The following is a 1,519-nucleotide window of genomic DNA, read 5'->3' on the forward strand; positions in this document are numbered from 1 at the left end:
CGCGGCGTCGGGCGGGGGTGTGGTAGTGGTGGGGGTAGCCTTGGGCATCGGGGTTCTCCGTGCTCGGGGTTAGGCCGGGTGGCGTGTTCCAGCACACCGCCCGGCCGCTAAAGGCTATATGGCCTATATACTGATGGTCAATACAGCCTCTATGGGGCATATCGGAAATATGCCGAACCCGCCGACGTTCACAGTCAAGAAGCTGATCGCGCTTACGCCAGAAATGGCGCAGCAGGTGTCAACCTATCGGTTTGATCACCGCATCGCATCTGAGGCCGAAGCCATCCGCCGCCTGATCGAGGCCGGGCTACGGGCCGAAGGCGAGGCGCGGGACGAGGGGCGGCGATAACCGCCTCAGATTTGAGGGCGTTGCCCTTGGGCAGCCCACACTAAACCATTGAAAAAGAGGCACGCCATCCCGCGCTGCATCGCCGGTCAGTGATCGAGTTCTCCACTCGTTCCGGTTCCATGGCCTGATATGCCTTTGCTAAGGTCCGGCCGTGCTGCAACCTTGGGCGGGGCGTGTGTGGTGACCGGCTCGGTTCTGCTTGCCCATGACGACGGCGACTTTCGCGATCGAGCGGCGGCCGTCCTTGCATCTGCGGGCTTCGCGGTGACGGCCGTATCCGGCTCGATGGCAGCCCTGGAGCTTATCGAGGCCGAACCCGCCGGCGCCTTCGATGTCCTGGTGACGCGGATGCAGTTTGGCGTTCGTTCCCCCAACGGCCTATCGCTCGCCCTCATGGCACGCCAACGCGACCCGCATTTGCGTGTCGTGTTCACAAGCACACCGGAAAATGCCGGCTTCGCCGACGCGGGGGCGGTGGTGGTCAGTCCGATCGACATGGGTGAACTACTAAGACAGGTCGGCTTGGCGGCCCGGGCGTCAAAAGCATCCCGCGAAAGCGAGCCGCAGGTACCGCCTCCGGCTAGGCAGCCGCCCGACCGAAGCGGGGCCGAGGGCTGACGCACCCCCTCCCGTTCTTGCTCCGTTCCCACCACGCGGCTACCGTCCGGGTATGCCCGACGATCCGAAGCTCACCCCTGCCACGTCCGCCGAGATCGCCGCGAGCCTTGCCTTCGCCCTCCGCTATGACGGTCGGCGGCAACACCGCCGGGCTGACGCGCTGATGGCCGAGATCGTGGCGGACCATCTGGTCAAGCACCTGGAGCGGTCGGGCTTCGTGCTGATGAAGCGGCCGGTCGATTATCGGGCGCCGGATTTTTATGGGCGCCAATCTGACCAATAGCGGCCATCCGGCGCCATCCCTGTCCACGCCCATTTATTGGCCATTTGTTGGACAGCTAGGCGCCGATATCCGGCTAACCCATTGATGTATTTGGCGTCCCGTAGGGGATTCGAACCCCTGTTACCGCCGTGAGAGGGCGGTGTCCTGGGCCTCTAGACGAACGGGACGAGGCGGGGCGTTGCTAGGGCAGACCGGCGCGCAGATCAAGTGCGGGTGCGGGGCGCGGGCGGTGGGGATGCCGGGCGGCGGTCGGTGCGGCAGGCGTCGGA

General features: G+C 65.2%; 3 protein-coding genes and 1 tRNA gene. 3 read left to right on the forward strand and 1 reads right to left on the reverse strand.

Annotated elements, in window-relative coordinates; translation table 11 throughout:
• Positions 1 to 118 precede the first annotated feature (118 nt).
• The 3 genes from B8460_RS11550 to B8460_RS11560 all read left to right on the forward strand — a co-directional run bounded on the left by B8460_RS11550 (position 119) and on the right by B8460_RS11560 (position 1,250).
• The gene (locus B8460_RS11550) at positions 119 to 349 is read left to right on the forward strand and encodes a hypothetical protein (RefSeq protein ID WP_241771173.1); all 231 of its coding nucleotides are present in this window, start codon (positions 119 to 121) and stop codon (positions 347 to 349) included.
• A gap of 180 nt (positions 350 to 529) precedes the next feature.
• Positions 530 to 967, forward strand: coding sequence for a DNA-binding transcriptional response regulator (locus B8460_RS11555; RefSeq protein WP_048861752.1), 438 nt, complete (start codon positions 530 to 532; stop codon positions 965 to 967).
• A 52-nt stretch (positions 968 to 1,019) separates the two neighbouring features.
• The gene (locus B8460_RS11560; protein ID WP_048861753.1) at positions 1,020 to 1,250 is read left to right on the forward strand and encodes a hypothetical protein; all 231 of its coding nucleotides are present in this window, start codon (positions 1,020 to 1,022) and stop codon (positions 1,248 to 1,250) included.
• Between the two features lie 91 nt (positions 1,251 to 1,341).
• Here B8460_RS11560 and B8460_RS11565 read toward each other — a convergent pair.
• Positions 1,342 to 1,417: transfer RNA gene (locus B8460_RS11565), tRNA-Glu, on the reverse strand.
• Positions 1,418 to 1,519: the final 102 nt, after the last annotated feature.

Source organism: Acidisphaera rubrifaciens HS-AP3 (assembly GCF_000964365.1).
Taxonomy (GTDB): Bacteria; Pseudomonadota; Alphaproteobacteria; order Acetobacterales; family Acetobacteraceae; genus Acidisphaera; species Acidisphaera rubrifaciens.